This is a genomic window from Pseudomonas tructae (assembly GCF_004214895.1).
GTDB lineage: Bacteria > Pseudomonadota > Gammaproteobacteria > Pseudomonadales > Pseudomonadaceae > Aquipseudomonas > Aquipseudomonas tructae.
Window position 1 is genome coordinate 5,040,686 of record NZ_CP035952.1, and the last position, 20,932, is coordinate 5,061,617.

Sequence of the window (20,932 nt, forward strand, 5' to 3'; positions counted from 1 at the left end):
CAGAGCATTTTCCAAAGCGCCGCCAAGGCGAAGAATCCCTATCGCATTTGAACGGCTGCGCCAGCCACCTGTGCCTGCGCCCGCCCTTTGAGATCGGGCTTGCGTGCCCATTTTCGGGCAGCGCAACACAGCCGCTTCAAAGGCAATCAGGGAAAAACCTCCAGGGTCGGAGCCCCGTGGTCTGGCTGGCAGTCTTTCTCACAAATGCAATCAGGTAAATTCTGGAGTCATTCGTGAAACAAGCTCAACTTCCTCGCAAGATACCCACACAAGCACGCTCGAGGATGATGGTCGAGACCATCCTCAAGACCACCGCCAAGATCGTGGTCAAGCACGGCTACGCGGGCACCAACACTAACCTGGTGGCACAACGCGCCGGCGTCAGCGTCGGCTCGGTGTACCAGTACTTTCCCAACAAAGACTCATTGATCGCGGCGCTCTATGAGCGTCATGCCCTGTCCATGAACCGGGTGATCCTCGATGTCGCCGGCCAGTATGAAGTGGCCGACCTGCAAGCCCATATCAAACTGCTGGTCCGCGCCCTTCTGCAATTGCATCTGCAGGAACCGCAGTTGCACCGCCTGCTCGACAAGGACTTCGCCTTCCTCAGCAATGAATCGAGCGAACACCAGTACAAGGCGCGGATCTCTGAGTCCATCGAGTGCCTGCTGCAGCGCTGGAGTCACCAATTGGCCCACTCCAGCCTGCAGGCAGCCGCCTGGCTGACGGCGCAGATGATCACCTCGATGGTCAAGGCTTACATTCTCGATGCGCCACAAATCAGCCAGATGCAGATCGAGCAAGCCATCTCCTGTTCGGTGATTGGCCTGTTGTGCTCAACCCCTGACACCGGGTTCAACCAACATGCCTATCTGCGCGGCAGCGCCACCAGTGCCCTGGCACGTTCAAGCATGCCCGCCGCGTGAAGCCTGCACCTGTTGCAACTGCTGATAGCGCTCCACCAGGCGTCGTGATTGCAGGTAGCTAGGCACTTCCACCACCAGGCCATCGACTTCGGCGCGCACGCTGCCCGTACTGGCCGCCTGCTCGAACGCCTCGATCTGCCGCCGCGCCAGCTCTGCTTCAGCCGCTGTCGGCGTCAGGTAGCGATTGGCAACGGCAACATGGGCCGGGTTGACCACCCCTTTGGCCTGATAGCCAATGGAACGGGCAAACTGCATATCTGCCTCGGCTCCAGCGTCATCGGCAAAGGTGTAAGGCGAGTCGATGGCCAGCACTCCCGCCGCCGCGCACTCCAGGAGGAACCGCGAACGTGGGTAATACAACTCGGTACCGGCGCGACTGCGACCGGCCCCAAGGTCTGCGACCATGTCTTCAGTGGCCACCAGCATCGCCTTGATGCGCGGGCTGGAATGGGCAATCTCGATGGCCCGCACCACGCCCAGCGCGGTTTCGATGTTCGGCACGATCAGGGTGGACCCGGCTTCGATGCCGTAGTGAGCCTCCAGACGGGTGATCTGCCTGTCCAGTTCGATCATCTGCTCGCAGGCTTCGACCTTGGACATCATCACCACTTGCGGACGCGCTGCCATCACCGCGTCGAGGTCTTCATGGCCACAGGTTTCGAACGGGTTGATGCGCACCGAACTGATGCGCCCGCATTCACGCCAGTGCTGCATGATACGCACCGATAGCGCCCGGGCTTCGGCGCGGCGTGAAGGCGGCGTGAAGTCCTCCAGTTCCTGGACCAGTACGTCACCGCCACCGTTGAGCGCATCAAGCAGCGCCGCTTCGTCGGCGCCCGGAATGAAGAAGAAGGTACGGCAAAGCGCCAGGGGATTGTCCTTGGAAACAGCCATGATTACGTCCTGTATGAAAATGAGAAAAGGGCGAAGCAGTTAAAGCATGGCCAGACCGCCATCGACAGCGATGGTGGTGCCACTGACGAACGAAGCCTTGCCTGAAAGCAACCAGCAGATGACCTCGGCCGCTTCCTCGGCGCTGCCCTCGCGGCGCAAGGCGGTCATGCCGTGCAACTGTTCGAGCTTGCCGCTGGTGCGCGTGGTGTCATCGAGCATCGGCGTGCGGATCACTGCCGGGGCGACGCAATTGACATTGATGCCGCGCGGGCCAAGCTCACGAGCCAGGCCTTTGCTCATGGTGATGACGGCGCCCTTGCTGGTGGCATAGCCCAAGGTCCCGGCCAACCCGCCGCCGCGAATCCCGGCGACACTGGCCACGGTGCAGATGCGTCCCCCTGAGAGCATGAGACGAACCGCCTGCTGCACCACCGCGAAGGTACCGATCAGGTTGATATCCAGCAGTTGACGCAAGCGCGCAACGCTCAACTGATCAAAAGGCGCGGTATCGACAACGCCGGCACAGGTTGCCAGTACATCGACACGCCCCAGAGACTGTTCGACCTCGGCGAACGCGGTGATCAGCGCCTGCTCGTCGCACAGGTCCAGGGTAAAACTCAGATGCTGGGGCCCCATCGCCGCCAACGTCCTGGCCAATCCGGCGCCATCAAGGTCCAGGCAGACAACCCGGTAGCCCTCGCCAGCCAGTTGTCGCGCCGTTGCCGCACCGATGCCGCTGGCGGCGCCGGTCACCACGGCGACCCTGGTTTTATCTGACATATCAACAACACTCCATTTAGCAAACAATGACATGCTAAAAGAATGTTGGCACAACAACTACTCGCCTTCTAAACTGTGCCTGCGCAACGGCAAATCCGATTTCATCAGTACATTAACTCGCATTTAAAAAAATCGCTAAATAATGGAGCGCATGACTCGTTGTGCGCGACGAAATGCGAGTAACTTGCAAATCCTCATTATTTTCATCGCGGCAAATCGACGCAGCCCTTCATAACGAACCATAACGTTCATTTTAAACCCCGTAACGCCGCGTATTTCCTGGCCTTCACCGCGAAATAGCGCAGCACGGCGCTCAGCTATTTGAATGCGAGTAGCCATAACAAAGCAACTTGCCTAGGATGAGAAACAAATTGAAACGTTGTTTTATGGCGCACTTCGCCAGCAAACAATGTTTCAACTTTATTGCAATTGATCTCCTCCCAAATCAATAAAAGGATGTTCACGATGAGCAACAAGGGTTTCGACACCGTCATTGAAATCAAATACCGCGACACCGACTCCATGGGTCATGTCAGCAGCCCGATTTACTATGACTACATGCAGCACGCCTACCTCTGCTACATGCACGATCTGCTGAAACTGCCAAAAAGCGAAAAGCTTCCGCACATCATGGTTCGCAGCGAGTGCGACTACATCAAGCAAGCCATGTACGGCGAAACCCTGGTCGTCACCAGCGAAGTCGTCAAGTTCGGCACCAAGAGCTTTGAAATCGAACACACCATGCGCCGTCAGGACGACAGCCGCGAAGTGGTCGCCAAGGCCAAGTCCTATCACGTCATGTTCGACTACGACAAACAGTCCACCGTGCCTGTACCGCAAGCGTTCAAAGACCAGGTCCTGGCGTTCCAGGAAGGCTGAGCAACCGCTCAAGGATGATGGTTTCGCCGGGCGCCGTGCGGCCGGCGAACAGACTGCAAAGGTAATCTAGCGATGAAACTCTCCTGGACTCCACAGCAACACGCGTTGCTGGTGAAATATCGGGAAATCGGTGCCGAGCTGGCCACCGCCCGCAAGACTGCAACGCCCGGTTTCGACCATTACGGCTGGCAACGCCTGTGCGACGCCGGGCTGTGGCAATTAGTGATTCCTGCCAGCCACGGTGGCCTGGGCGAGGACTGGTGGGGGTTTACCGCCGCACTGGAAGGGCTGGCCTCGTCGATCCGCACCCCGGAGCTGCTGTTGTCGGTGATTGCCCAGGCCGGCATGGTGCGTGCGCTGATGCTGTATGGCAGCGATGAACAGAAAGACCGTTACCTGACTGCAATCCTCAACGGTGCCCTGAGTGCCACCGGGATTGCCGAACCTGGCACCGGCACCGATGTGCGCAGCATCCACAGCCTGCTGACCCCGGTTGGCGATGGCTACCGCCTCAACGGCAGCAAGTTCAACATCGCCCACGCGCCAGTGGCCGATTTCATGCTGATCGTGACCAAGCTCGACACCGACGCCAAGGCCAACATCGCCCTGGTCATGATCGACAAGGATACCCCGGGCCTGACCCGCGGCGAGCCCGACGACAAGCTGGGCAACAAGCACCTGCCGACCGGCCCGCTGTACTTCGACAACCTGGCGATCCCCGCCTCGCAAGTGCTTGGCCAACCCGGTCGCGGCCTGCAGCAACTGATCAAGATCATCTCCCTGGGGCGCCTGTACTACGGCCTGGTGGCGGCCAACCTGCCGACGCCGTTCCTCGACGAAGCCATGCAGTACGCCGCTCAACGGCAAAGTTTCAACAGCACCATCGACAATCACCAATACGTGCAGAAGCGCCTGGTGGACCTGGTCATGGGCATGGAGCGCAATCGCTGGATGGTCTACGCAGCGCTGGACCAACTGCTCAATGACCATCCCCAGGCTTTGATGAGCTGCTCGATCGCCAAGCTCGGCGCCGCCCAGGACTTCATCAACAGCGCCATCAGTCTGCTCAAGCTGTATGGCAGCCTGGGTTACCACGAAGGCGACGTTGCCAACCTGGTCAAGGACGCGCTGGGGTTCGCCAGCGTCGGCGGTACTGAAGAGATGCACCAGAAGAACATCTTCAATCAGCTGCTACGCCTGACACAGGCCGCCTGAAGCGGTCGAGCCAGCAGCCCGCAAGCCCTTTTTTTCGCAACCCCTGCCACCACGCCAGGCCACACCTTTGGGCCTGGTGTGGCACGGCGGCGGGATTCTGCCTGCCTTTACTCCGCCCATCTTTGAAGAGAGCAGCTCGGATGCCTATCAAGTCCATACCCCTGCACAGAACCCCCGTCGCCCAGATGCCTGCAGCCTTTGCCCAGCCCGTCGACGACCGTCTTGAACAGGCCAGCCTCGATGAGCTGCGCCACCACCAGTTGCAGCGCCTGCGCCAGAGCCTGGCCCATGCCTACAACAACGTGCCCTGGTACCGTGAGCAGTTCCATGCGCTCGACGTGCACCCCTATGACCTCAATCAGCTTGAAGACCTGGCGCGCTTTCCGCTGACCAGTAAGGCCGACCTGCGCGACCACTACCCCTTTGGCCTGTTTGCCGTGCCCATGGACCAGGTCTCGCGCCTGCATGCCTCCAGTGGCACCACCGGCAAACCGACCGTGGTCGGCTATACCCGTAACGACATCGACGTCTGGTCGTCGCTGGTCGCCCGCTCGATCCGTGCCGCAGGCGGCAAGCAAGGCGACCGTATCCACATTGCCTATGGCTACGGCCTGTTCACCGGCGGCCTGGGTGCCCACTACGGCGCCGAGAAACTTGGTTGCACGGTGATCCCGATGTCCGGCGGGCAGACCGCACGCCAGGTGCAATTGCTCAAGGACTTCCAGCCGGACATCATCATGGTGACCCCGTCCTACATGCTCAACATCGCCGAAGAGATCGAGCGCCAGGGCATCAACCCGCACGATTTGGCCCTTCGGGTCGGAATCTTCGGTGCCGAGCCCTGGGGCCAGCAGATGCGTGTCGAACTGGAGCAGCGCCTGGGCATCCAGGCCCTGGACATCTATGGGCTGTCAGAAGTCATGGGCCCGGGTGTGGCCATGGAGCACCTGGACACCAAGGACGGGCCAACCCTATGGGAAGATCACTTCTACCCGGAAATCATCAACCCCGAAACCGGCGAAGTGCTGCCTGAGGGCCAGTTCGGCGAACTGGTGCTGACCACCCTGAGCAAGGAAGCACTGCCCATGGTGCGCTACCGTACCCGCGACCTCACGCGCCTGCTGCCGGGCAATGGCCGGGCGATGCGCCGGCTGGACAAGATCACCGGCCGCAGCGACGACATGCTGATCATCCGCGGGGTCAACGTATTCCCCAGCCAGATCGAAGAGCAGTTGCTCAAGCTGTTCATCTTCAGCCCCGTGCATGAACTGCACGTCAGCCGCGAAGGCAACCTCGACTCCCTGATCGTCCAGGTCGAGATGCGTCCGGAGCACAGCCGCTTGAGCAGCGATGAACAGCTTGCCGCCTGCCAGCAACTGAGCCACCAGATCAAGGTGCATGTCGGCATCAGTACACGCATCGTGCTGCAGCCGTGCAACACCCTCAAGCGCTCCGAAGGCAAGGCCGGAAAAGTCATCGATCTGCGCGGCACTCGCTAACCGCCTGCCGCCCCCTCTTCAAGGATTAACGAGGTTGCCCCATCATGGATATGACCATTGGCGATTTTCTCCTGCGTCGCCTGCAGGAATTTGGTATCCGTCATCTGTTCGGCGTACCCGGTGACTACAACCTGACGCTGCTCGAGCAAGTCGAAGCCCTGCCCTCCTTGCGCTTCATCGGTAACTGCAACGAACTCAATGCCGCCTATGCCGCCGACGGCTATGCCCGCACCCAGGGCTTTGGCGCGGTGCTGACCACCTACGGGGTCGGCGACCTGAGTGCCCTCAACGGCATCGCCGGTGCCTACGCCGAGCGGGTGCCGGTGATCATGATTTCCGGCATGCCGCCCCTGCACGCGATCATCGATCGGGCCCTGATGCACCACACCCTGTGCGACGGCAACTACGACAACATCATGGTCACCCTGCGCCAGTTCACTGTGGCCCAGGCACGCATCACCGTGGAAAACGCCGCCCAGGAGATCGACCGGGTACTGCAGACCTGCTTTCGCGAACGTCGCCCGGTCTATCTGCAACTGCCTTCGGACCTGGCCTACCTGACCATCGAGGTGCCCGACACGCCGTTGCAACTGAGCGAATCGCGCAGCGAGCCCGGCCAGTTGCACAAGGTCGTGACGCAACTGCAGCAGCGCCTGGCCGCTGCGCGCAATCCGGTGCTGCTGCTGGACATCGACGTCGAGCGCTTCGGCCTGACAGGCCGGGTACTGGAGCTGATCGAGCGCCTGGAATTGCCGTTCGCCAACCTGCCACCGGCCAAGGCCATGCTGGCCGAGTCGCATCCTTTGTGCCTGGGTACCTACGCCGGTGCAGGCTCGGCGCCGAGCGTGCGCGAGGCCATCGAGCAGTCCGACTGCGTCATCAGCATCGGTGCGCGCTTTACCGACACCAGCACGGCGCTGTTCTCGCAAAAATTCAAGGACGGTGCGCTGATCCAGCTGCAGCCTTACGCCGCCTCCATCGCCAAAGTGCACTACAACGCCGTCAGCATGGGCCAGGTCCTGGAAAAACTGATCCAGCAACCGCCGACCCTGTGCGCCACGCCCCGGCAGATCCCGCCGTTCAGTGCCCCACAGGCCGTTCGCGCACTGCCCGAGCAACCCCTGAGCCAGCTGCGTTTCTGGCAGCGCATGGCGCACCTGATCAAGGGTGGCGAGCTGATCATTGCCGAAAGCGGCACCTCTTCGGCAGGGCTCAATGGCCTGCGCATGCCCAGCGGGGTGACTTACATCACCCAGCCGATCTGGGGTTCGATCGGCTACACCCTGCCGGCCCTGCTCGGCAGCCTGTTGGCGCAGCCCGAGCGGCGGCAGATGCTGTTCATTGGCGATGGTTCGTTGCAGATGACCGTGCAGGAGTTGTCGACCATCCTCGCCCATGAGCTCAAGCCGGTGATCTTCCTGATCAACAATGATGGCTACACCATCGAGCGCCTGATTCTCGGCGAGAACTCCAGCTACAACGACATCAACCCCTGGCGCTACGCCCAGTTGCCGCAGGTGCTCGACACCCGCGATCGCTCCCGGCACTTCACCGTGCATACCGAGGATCAACTGGAAGCTGCGCTGGTCGAAGCTGAAAGCGCCGACAGCCTGGTGTTCATCGAGGTGGTGATGGAGCGCATGGACGCCCCCGAATCACTCAAGCGCTTTGCCCGGCTGTTCGCCGAGTTCGACTACGGCCTGCAACCGCTTGAGCAGGCGGCGATCGCCAGCTGAGGTCAAGGCCTGGGCGCGCAGCGTCGCCCAGGCCGCAGTGATCAGGCGATGGAACGCACCACCCCGCCATCGACCCGCATGGCCGCACCGGTGGTGGCGCTGGCCTGGCGAGACGCCAGATAGACCACCAGGCTTGCGACCTCCTCGACCGTGGCCAGGCGCTTGATGATCGAGCTTGAACGGTGCTCGGCGATAAAGCTGGCTTCCAGCTGTTCGGCCGGCACACCTTGCTCTTCGGCCATCTGACTGAAGAATCCACCCACCCCCTCGGAACGGGTCGGCCCCGGCAGCACCGCGTTGACGGTGACGCCGGTACCGGCCAGGGTTTCTGCAAGCCCGCGGGACACGGCCAGCAAGGCGGTTTTGGTGGTGCCGTAGTGGACCATCTCGGTGGGGATCTGCAACGCCGATTCACTCGACAGGAACAACACCCGGCCCCACTCACGCTCGGCCATGGCCGGCGCATAGTGACGTGACAGGCGCACCGCGCTCATCACGTTGACCTCGAAGAAATGCCGCCAGTCGTCGTCAGTGATATCAAAAAAGCCCTTGGGTTCGAAGATCCCCAGGTTATTGACCAGAATGTCGGTGTCCGGGACTTTGGCGAACAGCGCCTCGGCGCCCTCGGCGGTGCCCAGATCGGCAGTCACGCCCGTTACCCGGGCGCCCGGCAGTTTGCGCTGGATCTGTTCGATGGCGCGGGTCACCCGTGCCTTGCTGCGCCCGTTGATCACCACCTCAGCGCCCGCCTCGGCCAGCCCGAAGGCAATGGCAAAGCCGATACCGGCGGTTGAGCCGCTGACGATCGCACGTTTGCCGTGCAAGGAAATATTCATACCTGCGTCCTTATATGGATGAAATGTGAACCCACAAACGACACGCCGCCAACTGCGCGGAGCACTGTTGGCGGCGGCCTCATGGTTATTCGACCGCTGCTCTCACGGGAGTTCAGCAGTGGCCTGGAGCGACGGTGCAAAGGACTGCCAACCACCGCCCAGGGATTTGTACAGGTCGACCATGGCCAGCGAGGTCGCCGCCGAGCTTTCGACCCATTGTTCCTGGTTGGCCAGCAGCGTGCCCTGCACGGTCAACACGTTGAGAAAGTCGACCGCACCTTCCACGTACTGGCGCTGCGCGGTTTCCAGGGCCACCCGGCTCTGGCGCACCGCTTCGTCGAGCAAGTCACGGCGCAACTGACTGGCGTTGTACAAGCGCAGCACATCATCGATTTCATGCCAGGCGCGCAGCACCACTTGCTGGTACTGCAGCGCGGCTTCCTGCTGTTGGGCCTCGCGCAACTTGAGCACGCCCTTGAGGCGCCCGCCTTCGAAAATCGGCAGGCTCAACTGCGGCCCGATGGCAAAGCGGCGCGAATCCCAGTTACCAAAATCGGACAGCTGCAACGACTGAAAGCCGGCACTGCCAGACAGGCGAATGCTCGGGTAGAAGTTGGCCTTGGCCACACCGATGCTGGCAGTGGCCAGATGCAACTGGGCCTGCGCCTGGCGGATGTCCGGACGGCGCTCAGCCAGTTCCGACGGCAAGCCCATGGCAAAGCGTTGCACGGTGCGCGGCAGCTCCACCGGTTTGAGCAGCTCGTTCTGCAGGCTGCGCGGCGGCTCGGCCAGCAGCAGGCTCAAGGCGTTGATCAACTGTGCCTGACGATCTTCAAGCGCCGGCAGACGCGCCTGGATCGACGCTTCCTGGGCCGCGGCCTGGGCGACATCAAGGTTGGTCGCCACGCCGTCGTTCAGGCGCATCTGCGACAGACGCAAGCTGTGCCGGGAGACATCGAGGTTTTCCCGGACCACGGCGAGGGTGCTTTGTACGGCGCGCAACTGGATGTAGTCACGGGCGGTTTCGGCGAGCAAGGACAGCAGCACGGCCTGCCGGTCGTTCTCGGCCACCTCGACACTGGCGTCGGCCGCTTCCACTTCACGGCGCACGCGCCCCCACAGGTCCAGCTCCCAGGACGCAGTAAAGTCGCCGTTCCACAGGTTGAAGGCCGACTTGCCGCGTTTGCCGGACGGGTCGTTGAGCCCTTCGGCACTGTTGCGGGCGCGGCTGTAGCCAGCATCCAGATCAACCGCCGGATACTGGTCAGACGCGATACTCATACGCACCGCGCGGCTCTGCATCAGCCTGGATGTGGCGATCTGCAGGTCGAGGTTGCGCTCCACCGCACGCTGGATCAGCGCCGACAATTGCGGGTCATTGAAGGTTTGCCACCACTGCGCCTCCAGCGGTGCCTGTTGTGGCTGGCTGGGCGCCGGCTGCTCCTGCAGGCGCGGCCAAGTTTCGGGCGCGGTGTTTTTCGGCGCCTCGAAATCCGGGCCGACGGTACAGGCGCTCAAGGCCAGCGTAGCGCCGAGCATGAGGGGGGTAACGGTGTGTGCAAGTTTCATCGAACACTGACCTCATTACCCGCCTCGGCCTTGGCCTTGCTCAGGGTATCGATCCTGGCCACCACCGACATGCCGACACGCAGGCGCTCGAGCAGGGGCTGGTCGGCGTCGAAGACGATCTTCACCGGAATGCGCTGCACCACCTTGGTGAAGTTACCGGTGGCGTTGTCCGGTTTGACCGCCGCAAAGGTCAGGCCCGTGGCCGGTGCCACGCTCTGCACATGGCCACGCAGGCGCTCACCGGCAAAGGTGTCGACGCTCACTTCCACCACTTGCCCTGGCTGCACGTTGGTCAGTTGGGTTTCCTGGAAATTGCCGATCACATAGGCGCGGTCCAGAGGTACCACCGAGAGCATTCGCGCCCCCGGATTGACGTAGGCACCCACGCGCACCGCACGTTCGCCGACCATTCCGTCGATGGGGGCGACGATGGTGGTGTAGGACAGGTCCAGGCGCGCGCGATCGAGCGCAGCCTCCGCATGTTTGAGGCCACCTCGGGCGGCCTCGACCTGAGCGGTGAGGATATCGATCTGCTTGCGCGCCGCCGCCAGTGCGGCACTGGAGTTGGCCAGCCGCGCCCGCGCCTGGTCGACCCGGCTACGCGCCTGCTGGGCGTTCTGCACGGTGCCTGCGCCCTGTTCGGCGAGGCGGCTGTGGCGCGTCAGTTCATGGTTGGCAAAGGCAAGTTCGGCCTCATCGGCCGAGACGGTCGCCTGCGCCTGGGAGATCAGCGAGGCCTGGCGCTCAAGGGTTGCCTTGGCGTTTTGCGCCTGCGCCCGGGACATCAGCAACTGCGCTTCGGCCGCTGCCAGCGCCGCCTGGAAATCACGATCATCGATCAAGGCCAGCGTCTGCCCAGCCTTGACCCGCTGGTTATCCTCCACCAGCACCTGCGTGATGAAGCCTGCAACTTTGGGCGCGACCACGGTGTAGTCGGCCGAGACATAGGCATCGTTGGTCGATTGCACGCCGCCGGCGCCGAACACCGACGACAGGGCGCCATAGGCGACGCCGCCAACGACCAGCAGCGCCGCTGCAATCAAGCCCAGTTTGTGGTTTTTACTTAAGGTCATTACGTCTTTCTCTCTTGGCAAGATCGCTATGCCACCGCACGAGGTGGATAGATCCGGGTGGGCACGAAGGGAATCAGGAAAATCAGAGCCACGGCCAGCATGGCCATGCACAGGTAGAGGTCGGCCGAAGTCAGCACCACTGCCTGCTCATGAATACGCTTGGCCAGGCCAGGCGCGCTGGCATCGGCCAAGGGCGAGTTGCCCAGGTTGTCCACCAGCATGTTCGAGTGAAAATGCCGGCGTACCGTGGTCAGCGCCTCGATCACGCCGGCGGCGACTACCGAAGCCAGGCCCTTGACGGTGTTGAACCAGGCCGAGGCGAACGGGCCGTCTTGCGGCGTCATGCCGCCGGTGGCAAGCATCAGCAACGGGATCACCGCCATCGGCTGACCGAAGATCTGGAACAACTGCAGCACGTAGAAGTTGTCGCGAATCCACTGCGAGGTGATCATCGTGCCGCCAAAGCACGACACCGCCAGCATCCCCAGGCCAATGGCCAGAACCCAGCGGCAGTCCACCGCGCGGATGTTGCACAGCGCTGCGGTCAGCGGCAGGGCGAGCAATTGCGGCAAGGCCACCAGCAGCATCACCGGGCCGGTCTGCACCGGCCGGTAGCCCTGGATCTGGGCGAGGAAGCTGGACGGGATGATGATCACCGCCGACAGCACCACCAGCACGCCACCCAGGGTAATCAGGGCGTGGGTGAGGTTGCGGTTGCTGAGCATCTGCAGCTTGAAGAACGGCAGCGGATGCGACCATTCGTTGATCATGAACAGCACCAGCAGCGCCAGGCCACCGCCCAACAGCCAGCAGATCAGCGGCGAATTGAACCAGCCCATGCGATCGCCCTGGCTCAGGCCGATGACGATCGAGCAAATGGCCGGCAAGCCCAGCAACAGGCCGCGCCAGTCAAATTGCTTGAAGCGCTCCAGGCGCAGCGGGTCCTGCGGCAAGCCCCAGGCCACGCAGGCCATGGCCAGCAGCGAAGGCACGATGATCTGCCAGAACGCCCACTGCCAGCCGAAGAACTCGGTCCACAAACCGGCCAGCGGCAGGCCCAGGCTCGGCCCGAAAGTGGCGGTCAGGGCATAGCCGGCCAGGCCATAGAGCTTGATGCCAGGAGGCAGAAAACGCAGCGCCACGCTCATCAGCATCGGCGGCAAGGCACCGCCGGCAAAGCCCTGCAGCGTGCGCAACACCATCAGGGTTTCCTGGTTGGGCGCGAACGGGCAGAGCAATCCGAGCAGGGCGAAAGCGCCAATGGCGCAGAGGGTGAAGCGGCGCAGGGAAAAGGTTACCGAGCACCAGGGGGCAAAGGCCATGGCCGACACCGAGGTCGCCGAGTACAGGGCGACCAGCCACGAACCTTCGTCGGAGCCGATGTGCATGCCGCCACGAATGTCGGCCAGGGCCATTTTCGTGACCATTTCGTTGAGGCCGGCGCACAGCACCGCCAGTAGCACGCCGAGCAGGCCAATGACGATGCGCGGGCCGAACGCTGCGGGCGCAGCAGGCTTGGCCGGGGCAGGTGTCGGCGCAGGGGCCAGCACCGCCGCGCCCGGCGTCGCCAGGGCCTCCAGCGAACTCATGGCCTGCCCCCTGGAACAGGCGCTGAGGCTCGATAAAACAGGGACAGGCACATGGCTTCATGACTCCGGGTAGTTGAGGTACCCGGCAAGTCTATGGAGGCCGATTACTGACGAAAACTGACATATTCGCAGTTTTATGCTGCGCAGCACGCAACTATCAAATCAGGGGTATATATGTGGCCAAAAGCATCAATCTTGACGATAACACTCAGGCTTTGCTGCAACACTCCTTGAGCGTCTGGCGTAACCAGCGGTGCGCGGGATCATTGTCATAACGCGGGTGCCAGGCTTGCATGATGGTCACTGACTCCAGCGCCATGGGGATGCGGAACGAACGCAGCGGCAGCCCCAGCCGCGCGACGCTGAGCAACACGTGCTGAGGCAATGGCAGCAGCAGATCGGAATCGGGCAGGGAGAACATCGCCGAGTGGAAGCTTGGGGTAATCAATGCCACTCGCCGGCTCAGGCCCATCCCGGCCAGCGCCGTGTCGATCGGCCCGGTGGCGCGACCGCGACGCGACACGCTGATCTGCTCGTAGCCGGCAAAACGCTCAGGGGTGATCTCATCATTGAAGATCGGGTGGTCGACCCGGGCCAGGCCGACGAAGGTGGTGGCAAACAGGCTTTGCACCTTGATCTCCGGGCCGAGATTGCGGGTAGCGCTGATGTACAGGTCCAGGCGTCCGTCACGCAGGCTGTCGTCCTCATCCCCTCCCTCGCCTTCGGGCACGAAGCGCAGCACCGTACGCGGCGCCTGCTGGCGCATGGTTTCGAGCAAGGGCGCAGCGAACGGGGCGATGAATACGTCGTTGGCGCGCAGGTTGAACGAGCGCTCCAGGGTCAGCAGATCGACCTCGTCGCTGGAGCTGAACACCTGGCCCGCCTGCTCGACCACACTGCGCACCTGACTGCGCAGGGCCATGGCCTTGGGCGTGGGTACCAGGCCACGACCGGCGCGGACCAGAATGGGGTCACCGACCGCGTGGCGAATGCGTGTCAGGGTGCGGCTCATGGCCGCCGGGCTCAGGTTCATGCGGCGGGCAGCACCGACCACACTGCCCTCATCGAGCAGCGCATCCAAGGCGACCAGCAAGTTCATATCTGGAAAGTGCATGGTAAGCATCCATTCAAGTATTTCAGTGAATCCGCTGCAATCTTACCAGTTTCTGCGGGTTTTCCGGTCCTTGCATCCCACGCAACTAGTCATTGCGTCGTGCACCATTTACCCCGCCGCACGGTTTTTCAAGAATGCCTGCTCTTTGTATTAAGGATAGGCCCCGCCACCATGTATAGCTCGGTATTGATCGCCATCGACGGCTCGCCTCGCAGCCACGGCATCCTCGAAACCGTTGGCCAGTTCTGCGACCCGGCACGCCATCAGTTGCATGTGCTGCTGGCGGTCGACAGTGCCTATGCCCTGGCCGAGGACCATGGCCGCATCAGCGCCTTTGACCAGAGCGAATACCCGGCCGCCAGCCATGAGCAGCAACTGGCCGACATGACCATGCAGCAGGCGCTGGAGCACCTGCGCAGTCGTGGCTTCCAGACCGAAGGCAACCTGGTCAACGGTGACCCGGTGTCGACCATCGTTGCCGAGTCCCGGCGCCTGGACTGCGACCTGATCGTCATGGGCCACCGCCACCTGTCGCGGCTGGACCGCATGTTCGATCCCTCGATCAGCAGCAAGGTCATCGACAAGGCCGGCTGCCCGGTGCTGGTCGACGCCCGCCACGCCTGAGCGCTTTTGCTGTTCCCCCGATTCCTTGAGCGAGATGCCCCCGATGAAATTCGATTACCTGCAACTGGAACAGATCGGCGCCGTTGCCTTGATCCGCCTCAACCGCCCCGAAGTGCTCAACTCGCTGTGCTGCGAACTGGCGGCTGAACTGGCCGGCGTCCTCGACCGCCTGGAGCAGGACCCTGGCGTGCGCGCCGTGGTGTTGACCGGCGGCGACAAAGTCTTCGCCGCCGGTGCCGACATCAAGGCCATGCGTGAGCGCAGCTACATGGATGTCTACACCAGCGATTTCGTGACTGTGAACTGGGAGCGCATGGCCAGCTTTCGCAAGCCGAGCATCGCCGCAGTAGCTGGCTATGCGCTGGGCGGCGGCTGCGAACTGGCGTTGATGTGCGACATGATCATCGCCGCCGACAGCGCCCGCTTCGGCCAACCGGAAATCAAACTCGGCACCATCCCTGGCGCCGGTGGCAGCCAGCGCCTGGCGCACTCGATCGGCAAGGCCAAGACCATGGACCTGGTGCTCACCGGGCGCACCATGGACGCCGAAGAGGCCGAGCGTTGCGGCCTGGTCAGCCGCCGGGTCAGCGATCAGGCCCTGCTGGACGAAGCCCTGCAGACTGCGGCGCGGATTGCCAGCTACTCGGGACCAGTCAGCATGATGGCCAAGGAAGCGGTCAACCGCGCCTTCGAGACCACCTTGAGCGAAGGCGTGCGTCAGGAACGGCGTCTGTTTCACTCCACCTTCGCCATCGAGGACCAGAAGGAAGGCATGGCGGCGTTTGCCGAAAAGCGCGCACCTCAGTTCATGCACCGCTAAAGAGCACGAATCAGCCTATTGGCTCTTGATAGGCGTGCTTATCCAGTTGATGTGGCGAGGCTGCCGGCCCCTTCCGCCCTTACGGCGGCTCACTTTTTTCTTGGAAAAAGTGAGCAAAACCGCTCGCTCAATCATCCGGCCCTGCGCTGCGCTCCGGGTTCCCTCCTTACGCACCGACTCCGGGGGCCGCGCCGAAGGGACATCCATGTCCCTCGGCGCTTTGCGGCCCATCCATGGGCCTCCACCCCCTCCATCAGTGCTCCACTCGGCCTCCTGAAATCGCGAAAAAATCAAAAGCCAGATCAACAGCACAATTCGCTTCGCTCTTGCTGGCTGAGGTCGCACACCACATTTGTGTTCACACCGCGCTGTTGATCTTGATCTTGATCTGCAGCGACTTCAGTAGGCCGAGTGGAGCACCGATGGAGGGGGTCAGTTCACGTAAGGGCGGAAGGGGCCGGTAGCTTCACCACATCAACTGGATAAGCACGCCTATCAAGAACCAATAGGCTGACTCGCTAGAGATGTGTCGATACCAATGCCGCGATAATCTCACCCCTCTTTCTGGCCAGGCTTGACCACCACCGTACAAGTGGTCCCCGCCGCCAGCAAAAAACCCTCCGGCACTTCGTCGATGTGAATGCGCACCGGCACCCGCTGGGCCAGGCGCACCCAGTTGAAGGTCGGGTTGACGTCCGCGATCAACTCGCGGCTTTCCGGGTTGTCACGGTCGTAGATGCCACGCGAGATACTTTCGACATGACCCTTGAGCCGCTCGCCGCTCATCATCTGCAGCTCAGCCTGGTCACCCACTCGAACACGCGGCAGCTTGGTCTCTTCAAAAAAGCCATATACCCAGAACGAATCCTTGTCGACCACCGCCATCTTCGCCTCGCCGGTGCGTGCGTAGTCACCGCGGTGAACGTTGAGGTTGGTCACGTAGCCATCGACCGTGGCCAGGATCTTCGTGCGCTTGAGGTCCAGTTGCGCTGCCGCCAGTTGCGCCTGGGCCTGTTGGTAGTCGGCCAACGCCGAATTGGCAATGTTGCTGGCGTCGTCGCGGTTTTCCCGCGAGATCACCAGGTTGTCCATGTCGGCGCGGCGATGGGCGTTGACCTTACGCATTTCCCAAGTGGCCTTGCGTGAGGCCACCAGTGCCTCGGCCTGCCTGACCGCCACTTCGTAGTGCTCAGGGTCGATTTGCAGCAGCACCTCGCCCTTTTTCACCAACTGGTTGTCACGCACCGGGACATCGACCACATAGCCCGGTACATCGGCGGCGACGTTGATAATGTCGGCGCGCACCCGCCCGTCACGGGTCCAGGGCGTATTCATGTAATGCATCCAGAGCTGGCGACCGATCACCACGGCAGCGGCCAGCACCAGCAAGGTAGCGATCAGGCTAAAAAACTTTTTCATCAACACAGGTCTCAACGGTAGAGAGTCAGGGCCATGGCGCCGAACAAACAGATGAACAGGCACAGGCGCAGCAGCGCCGGGTGCCAGAAGAAGCGGTAGCCGTCATGGCTTGCGATGAAGCGGTCCAGGCCCCAGGCAAGGCCGGCGGCGAACAGGAACATCAAGGTCATGGTCGGCATGTAGACGCCATGAAAAGCGATTTCACGAGGCATGGGGCAGTCCTTTGGCCGGGGCCAGATCGGCCAGCGGCGACTGAGGGTCGAGCAACGAGGTGCGGATGAAGTGCAGATAGCTCTGCACCCGGCGCAAGGCTGAGGTATCGAAGTGACGGGCGAACGGCTCGTCGGTGGCTTGCACGCGGCTGATGGCATGGTCCACCGCCACCAGGGCGCGCTCATGGTTGCTCGCACTGGGCTGCATGAACAGGCGCGCCAGGGCCCGGCCCATGACCCGGATGGCCTGGCGCCAGGGTTGCGATTCGGCGTAGCACGGATGCACCGGCAATATCGCCTGCTCCTTGCGCAACTCGATGATCGCGTGGCCCACCTCGAGTACCACGAACATCCAGCGCAGCAAGGTGCTCTGCACCAACGGCTGGCCGACCGCCAAGCCATAGGCCTGGTGCAGCAGGTCGCGGGTGCGGCTTTCGAAGCTCGAACCCAGCCCACGCAGGCGGCCACTGATCGCGTACAGCACTTGGGCGCGCAGGTCCTGCTCCAAGCGGTTCCACAACCAGCGGCTGTTGGGCGGCAGGATGATCGCCCCGGCAGCGGCGCAGACCAGCATGCCGATGACCATCGCAATGTAGTCGTTGATGAAGGTGTAGGGGTTGTAGATGGTCAGGTTGTCCGGCACGGAACCGGTGGCAAAGAAGATCAGCAAGCCCAGCCCGTAACCGGCATAGGCCGGCCGCGAGGCGAGAAACGCGCCGAGCACGAACACCGGCGCCAGGACCAGGCACAGCAATGGGAAACCGTCGATCCAGGGGAACACGAAGAAGGTTTCGAAGAAGCCGACAAAGGCGCCGAACAAGGTGCCGCAGGCCATCTGGAACGACATGCGCTTGGGGTTTGGCGTAGCTGCCGAGAGGCCGACGGTGGCCGCTGCGATCAGGGTCATCATCGCCCCGCTCGGCCAGGCCGTCATGATCCAGAAACTGCCCAGCACCAGCAGGATGAACGCGGCGCGTACGCCGGCCGCCAGCGAGGCCATCCAGTTGGTCTGCGCCACATAAGGCTCATCCCACTGCTCGCGGGCATGGTTGTGCTCGGTCAGCGAGGCGTGGGTCTGGGCGTAGTTGTGCATGTCGTCGACGAATCGGTACAGCAGCTCATAGGCGGTATGAAAATCCAGCAAGTCGGCATCGCTGGGGCCACTGTCGACGAACGCGGCACGCAAGCGGCGCACCCGTTCCGGCAAACCTTCCTTATAGGCCGCCAGCTGTTCGGCCAGGCGCGCCGCATCCGCCTCGGTCAGGCCGCGGCCGGCATAGGCGTCGAGCAGCTCGGCCAGGGCGCTGAGCCCAGGCTCGATGGCCGTGACGATCTGCAACGGCCCGCGCAAACGCAGGCGTTCAAGCAACTGGTGCAAGGCGTTGAAGCGGGTGGTGATGGCCATGAACTCACTGTTCATCCGCCCCAGCCGACCGCTGCGTCGGCGCATGTGCGGGTCTTCGAAGGCCGTGACACTGCGCAGGCTCTCCAGGCCCACCGCTTCAGCGATAAAGCGCACGTTGCTGCTTTCAAAACGGTCGCGCTGGCTGTCACCACGCAAGCCCTCGGCGACGAAACCGGCGAACACGCCAAAGCGCTGGTACAGGGCGTTGCGCATCGAGGCACTGGCCGACTGCGGCAGAATCGCCGCGCTGACCAGGGTCGAGACCAGAATCCCCAAGGAGATTTCCAGCACCCGCCACACTGCCGCCATGAACGCACCATCAGGGTGCTGCAGGGCCGGCAGGCCGACCATCGCTGCGGTGTAGCCGGCGAGCACGAAACCATAGGCACGAAAGCTGCGGTAGCGCATGGCACCGGCCGAACACAGACCGACCCAGATCGCCAGGCTCGGCAGGAACAGCTCGGTGTTCTGCGGGAACAGGGCGATCAGCGCGACCATCATCGACGATCCTGCCAGCGTGCCCAGCAGCCGGTAGAAACTCTTGGCGAACACGTGGCCGCTCTGCGGCTGCATGACGATGAACACGGTAATCATCGCTGTGCGCGGCTGCGGCAGTTCCAGGCGCATGGCCAACCACAGGGTCAGGAAAGCGGCGCTGAGGACCTTGAAGATATACACCCAGGTCACCCCGTCGGTGCGCACCCATTCAAAGAACCCGCGACGCCACTCCAGCGTGGCCAACCAGCGAAACGGCAGGGTCAATGCGTTCATTGGGCATGAACCGGCTTATCGAAAATCGCCAGGGTTGCCGGGGTTTTCGGCGCCTGTTGCTTATCCTCAGCCGGCACATCGTAGCCTGCACCCAGGCCGCCGCCCAGGGCCGTGACCAGCTCGGCATGGGCACTCAGGCGCGCGGCCTGGACCTGCTGCTGGATCTGCTGCTGGCGGAACAACAGCGTCTGCGCATTGAGCACATTGAGGTAATCGGTCAGGCCGCGCTGGAAGGCGATCATGGCAATGTCATAGGTCTTCTGCGCCGAGGCCACGGATTGGGCGGCAAAGTGCTGTTGCTCGTTCATCGACTCACGGCGGATCAACTGATCGGAAATACCCTTGAGCGCCTCGACCACGGTCTGGTTGTAACGCGCCACGGCGATGTCGTATCCGGCCGAGGCAACCCCCAGCTGCGAGCGCAGGCGCCCGCCATCGAACACCGGCAGGCTGATCGCCGGCCCCACGTTGTAGTTGAACTTGCGCCCGGTCAGAAACTCCAGCGGCCCGCCGCCGGTGGCCATGAAGCCCAGGCCACCGACCAGGTCGACGTTGGGGAAGAAGCCGGCATGGGCGACATCGATACCGCGGGCCTGGGCTGCGACCTGCCAGCGGCTGGCGACCACGTCCGGGCGTTGGCCGACCAGTTCGGCAGGCAAGGCCGAGGGCAACTTCAATGCCGTACCGAGGGCCAGTTGCGGGCGCTGCAACTGCGCACCCTGCCCCGGACCTTTGCCGGCCAGGGCTGCCAGCTGGTTACGGGCCAGGGCGATTTCTTCATTCATGGCGTCGAGCTGGCGGTGGGTTTCGGGCAGCGGTGTCTGCGCCTGGCTGACTTCGAAATGGGTACCGATACCGCCGGCCAGACGCCGCTCAGCCAGGGCCAGGATCTGCTCTTGCTGAGCAAGCTCGGCCTTGACGATATCGCGCTGGGCAAAGTGCAACGACAGCTGGATGTAGGCCTTGACGATGTTGTTCTGCAATTCGAGCTGGGCCTGACGCGCCTGGGCCGCGCTCATGTGGGCCATGTCCACGGCCTGCTCGCTGGCATTGCGCTCGCGGCCCCAGAGGTCCAGGGCGTAGCTCAAACCAAGCGTGGCATTGTTGTCCCAGGTGTTGGCACCAGACAACGCGCCGGGGCCATAGAATTGATCTTCCGGCCAGTTGTGGCGCTTGAGCGTCGACTGGCCGTTGACCTGTAGTTTTTCCGCCGACTCGACCACCCCGGCCATGGCCTTGGCCTCACGCACCCGCGCGGCGGCCATGGCCAGGGTCGGGCTGCCCTGCACGGCCAGGGCGATCCAGCGATCAAGTTGCGGGTCGCCATAGGCCCGCCACCATTGCTGGTCGGGCCAGTGGGCGTCGAGAGCGGCTTCACGGATTGCCGCGTCGGTGGTCAGGGTATTGGCTTGCAGCGTCTTGCTTTGCGGGGCAATGCCCCAGGTTCCGATACAGCCGCTCAAGGTCAAGCTAAAGGCACAGGCACTGAGCGCATTCAGCGCTCTGATGATGCGACGCGGCACAGCTGCGAATTCCCGACATAGAAGGTGGATGACGCTTGGAGAGGCAAT

The 20,932-nt window shown here is 62.7% G+C and carries 18 protein-coding genes; 7 read left to right on the forward strand and 11 right to left on the reverse strand.

What is annotated here, in order from left to right; genetic code table 11:
• Positions 1-284 precede the first annotated feature (284 nt).
• On the forward strand, positions 285-926 hold the full coding sequence (locus EXN22_RS23040) for a TetR/AcrR family transcriptional regulator (RefSeq protein WP_130266223.1): 642 nt from the start codon (positions 285-287) through the stop codon (positions 924-926).
• Here EXN22_RS23040 and EXN22_RS23045 read toward each other — a convergent pair.
• Complete coding sequence (locus EXN22_RS23045; protein ID WP_130266224.1) at positions 906-1,820, reverse strand: HpcH/HpaI aldolase/citrate lyase family protein; 915 nt, start codon at positions 1,818-1,820, stop codon at positions 906-908. The two genes, EXN22_RS23040 and EXN22_RS23045, sit on opposite strands and share 21 nt — an antisense overlap.
• Before the next feature lie 39 nt (positions 1,821-1,859).
• Complete coding sequence (locus EXN22_RS23050; protein WP_165392254.1) at positions 1,860-2,600, reverse strand: SDR family NAD(P)-dependent oxidoreductase; 741 nt, start codon at positions 2,598-2,600, stop codon at positions 1,860-1,862.
• A gap of 465 nt (positions 2,601-3,065) precedes the next feature.
• Here EXN22_RS23050 and EXN22_RS23055 point away from each other — a divergent pair, with 465 nt between their 5' ends.
• From EXN22_RS23055 to EXN22_RS23070, 4 genes are all read left to right on the forward strand, one after another.
• Positions 3,066-3,479 carry an acyl-CoA thioesterase gene (locus tag EXN22_RS23055; protein WP_130266226.1) on the forward strand — a complete coding sequence of 138 codons (414 nt, stop codon included), beginning with the start codon at positions 3,066-3,068 and terminating at the stop codon, positions 3,477-3,479.
• Positions 3,480-3,551: 72 nt separating this feature from the next.
• Complete coding sequence (locus EXN22_RS23060) at positions 3,552-4,694, forward strand: acyl-CoA dehydrogenase family protein (protein WP_130266227.1); 1,143 nt, start codon at positions 3,552-3,554, stop codon at positions 4,692-4,694.
• Positions 4,695-4,879: 185 nt separating this feature from the next.
• On the forward strand, positions 4,880-6,193 hold the full coding sequence (gene paaK, locus EXN22_RS23065) for a phenylacetate--CoA ligase PaaK (protein ID WP_130266887.1): 1,314 nt from the start codon (positions 4,880-4,882) through the stop codon (positions 6,191-6,193).
• 44 nt (positions 6,194-6,237) lie between these two features.
• The gene (locus EXN22_RS23070) at positions 6,238-7,929 is read left to right on the forward strand and encodes an alpha-keto acid decarboxylase family protein (protein ID WP_130266228.1); all 1,692 of its coding nucleotides are present in this window, start codon (positions 6,238-6,240) and stop codon (positions 7,927-7,929) included.
• Between the two features lie 41 nt (positions 7,930-7,970).
• Here the strand turns inward: EXN22_RS23070 and EXN22_RS23075 are convergent, their stop codons facing one another.
• The 5 genes from EXN22_RS23075 to EXN22_RS23095 form a co-directional block, all read right to left on the reverse strand.
• Positions 7,971-8,765, reverse strand: a complete 795-nt coding sequence (locus tag EXN22_RS23075) for an SDR family NAD(P)-dependent oxidoreductase (protein ID WP_130266229.1) — start codon at positions 8,763-8,765, stop codon at positions 7,971-7,973.
• A 102-nt stretch (positions 8,766-8,867) separates the two neighbouring features.
• Complete coding sequence (locus EXN22_RS23080) at positions 8,868-10,334, reverse strand: efflux transporter outer membrane subunit (RefSeq protein ID WP_130266230.1); 1,467 nt, start codon at positions 10,332-10,334, stop codon at positions 8,868-8,870.
• Positions 10,331-11,407 carry an HlyD family secretion protein gene (locus EXN22_RS23085; protein ID WP_130266231.1) on the reverse strand — a complete coding sequence of 359 codons (1,077 nt, stop codon included), beginning with the start codon at positions 11,405-11,407 and terminating at the stop codon, positions 10,331-10,333. The genes EXN22_RS23080 and EXN22_RS23085 overlap by 4 nt, the downstream gene beginning before the upstream one ends.
• Positions 11,408-11,433: 26 nt before the next feature.
• Positions 11,434-12,996 carry an MFS transporter gene (locus tag EXN22_RS23090; RefSeq protein ID WP_130266232.1) on the reverse strand — a complete coding sequence of 521 codons (1,563 nt, stop codon included), beginning with the start codon at positions 12,994-12,996 and terminating at the stop codon, positions 11,434-11,436.
• Positions 12,997-13,204: 208 nt separating this feature from the next.
• A complete protein-coding gene (locus tag EXN22_RS23095; protein ID WP_130266233.1) occupies positions 13,205-14,110 on the reverse strand; it encodes a LysR family transcriptional regulator in 906 nt (301 codons plus the stop codon).
• Between the two features lie 171 nt (positions 14,111-14,281).
• Here EXN22_RS23095 and EXN22_RS23100 point away from each other — a divergent pair, with 171 nt between their 5' ends.
• Both EXN22_RS23100 and EXN22_RS23105 read left to right on the forward strand, forming a co-directional pair.
• The gene (locus tag EXN22_RS23100; RefSeq protein ID WP_130266234.1) at positions 14,282-14,734 is read left to right on the forward strand and encodes a universal stress protein; all 453 of its coding nucleotides are present in this window, start codon (positions 14,282-14,284) and stop codon (positions 14,732-14,734) included.
• A 43-nt stretch (positions 14,735-14,777) separates the two neighbouring features.
• Positions 14,778-15,554 (forward strand): enoyl-CoA hydratase, encoded by a 777-nt coding sequence (locus tag EXN22_RS23105; RefSeq protein ID WP_130266235.1) that lies wholly within the window; start codon positions 14,778-14,780, stop codon positions 15,552-15,554.
• A 552-nt stretch (positions 15,555-16,106) separates the two neighbouring features.
• Here the strand turns inward: EXN22_RS23105 and EXN22_RS23110 are convergent.
• From EXN22_RS23110 to EXN22_RS23125, 4 genes are read right to left on the reverse strand one after another with little or no spacing between them, the layout of a single operon-like run.
• Positions 16,107-16,973, reverse strand: a complete 867-nt coding sequence (locus EXN22_RS23110) for an efflux RND transporter periplasmic adaptor subunit (protein ID WP_130266236.1) — start codon at positions 16,971-16,973, stop codon at positions 16,107-16,109.
• Between the two features lie 11 nt (positions 16,974-16,984).
• Positions 16,985-17,185 (reverse strand): DUF1656 domain-containing protein, encoded by a 201-nt coding sequence (locus EXN22_RS23115; RefSeq protein ID WP_130266237.1) that lies wholly within the window; start codon positions 17,183-17,185, stop codon positions 16,985-16,987.
• Positions 17,175-19,361 carry an FUSC family protein gene (locus tag EXN22_RS23120; RefSeq protein ID WP_130266238.1) on the reverse strand — a complete coding sequence of 729 codons (2,187 nt, stop codon included), beginning with the start codon at positions 19,359-19,361 and terminating at the stop codon, positions 17,175-17,177. The genes EXN22_RS23115 and EXN22_RS23120 overlap by 11 nt, the downstream gene beginning before the upstream one ends.
• A complete protein-coding gene (locus EXN22_RS23125; RefSeq protein WP_130266239.1) occupies positions 19,358-20,884 on the reverse strand; it encodes an efflux transporter outer membrane subunit in 1,527 nt (508 codons plus the stop codon). Before EXN22_RS23125 ends, EXN22_RS23120 begins: the two co-directional genes overlap by 4 nt.
• Positions 20,885-20,932 lie beyond the last annotated feature (48 nt).

What these genes read in the sequence shown, in the direction of transcription:
- EXN22_RS23040 (WP_130266223.1), top strand. Translation starts at nt 285, where the DNA reads ATGATGGTCGAGACCATCCTCAAGACCACCGCCAAGATCGTGGTCAAG.
- EXN22_RS23045 (WP_130266224.1), bottom strand. Translation starts at nt 1,820, where the DNA reads ATGGCTGTTTCCAAGGACAATCCCCTGGCGCTTTGCCGTACCTTCTTC.
- EXN22_RS23050 (WP_165392254.1), bottom strand. Translation starts at nt 2,600, where the DNA reads ATGTCAGATAAAACCAGGGTCGCCGTGGTGACCGGCGCCGCCAGCGGC.
- EXN22_RS23055 (WP_130266226.1), top strand. Translation starts at nt 3,066, where the DNA reads ATGAGCAACAAGGGTTTCGACACCGTCATTGAAATCAAATACCGCGAC.
- EXN22_RS23060 (WP_130266227.1), top strand. Translation starts at nt 3,552, where the DNA reads ATGAAACTCTCCTGGACTCCACAGCAACACGCGTTGCTGGTGAAATAT.
- paaK (WP_130266887.1), top strand. Translation starts at nt 4,880, where the DNA reads ATGCCTGCAGCCTTTGCCCAGCCCGTCGACGACCGTCTTGAACAGGCC.
- EXN22_RS23070 (WP_130266228.1), top strand. Translation starts at nt 6,238, where the DNA reads ATGGATATGACCATTGGCGATTTTCTCCTGCGTCGCCTGCAGGAATTT.
- EXN22_RS23075 (WP_130266229.1), bottom strand. Translation starts at nt 8,765, where the DNA reads ATGAATATTTCCTTGCACGGCAAACGTGCGATCGTCAGCGGCTCAACC.
- EXN22_RS23080 (WP_130266230.1), bottom strand. Translation starts at nt 10,334, where the DNA reads ATGAAACTTGCACACACCGTTACCCCCCTCATGCTCGGCGCTACGCTG.
- EXN22_RS23085 (WP_130266231.1), bottom strand. Translation starts at nt 11,407, where the DNA reads ATGACCTTAAGTAAAAACCACAAACTGGGCTTGATTGCAGCGGCGCTG.
- EXN22_RS23090 (WP_130266232.1), bottom strand. Translation starts at nt 12,996, where the DNA reads ATGAGTTCGCTGGAGGCCCTGGCGACGCCGGGCGCGGCGGTGCTGGCC.
- EXN22_RS23095 (WP_130266233.1), bottom strand. Translation starts at nt 14,110, where the DNA reads ATGCACTTTCCAGATATGAACTTGCTGGTCGCCTTGGATGCGCTGCTC.
- EXN22_RS23100 (WP_130266234.1), top strand. Translation starts at nt 14,282, where the DNA reads ATGTATAGCTCGGTATTGATCGCCATCGACGGCTCGCCTCGCAGCCAC.
- EXN22_RS23105 (WP_130266235.1), top strand. Translation starts at nt 14,778, where the DNA reads ATGAAATTCGATTACCTGCAACTGGAACAGATCGGCGCCGTTGCCTTG.
- EXN22_RS23110 (WP_130266236.1), bottom strand. Translation starts at nt 16,973, where the DNA reads ATGAAAAAGTTTTTTAGCCTGATCGCTACCTTGCTGGTGCTGGCCGCT.
- EXN22_RS23115 (WP_130266237.1), bottom strand. Translation starts at nt 17,185, where the DNA reads ATGCCTCGTGAAATCGCTTTTCATGGCGTCTACATGCCGACCATGACC.
- EXN22_RS23120 (WP_130266238.1), bottom strand. Translation starts at nt 19,361, where the DNA reads ATGAACGCATTGACCCTGCCGTTTCGCTGGTTGGCCACGCTGGAGTGG.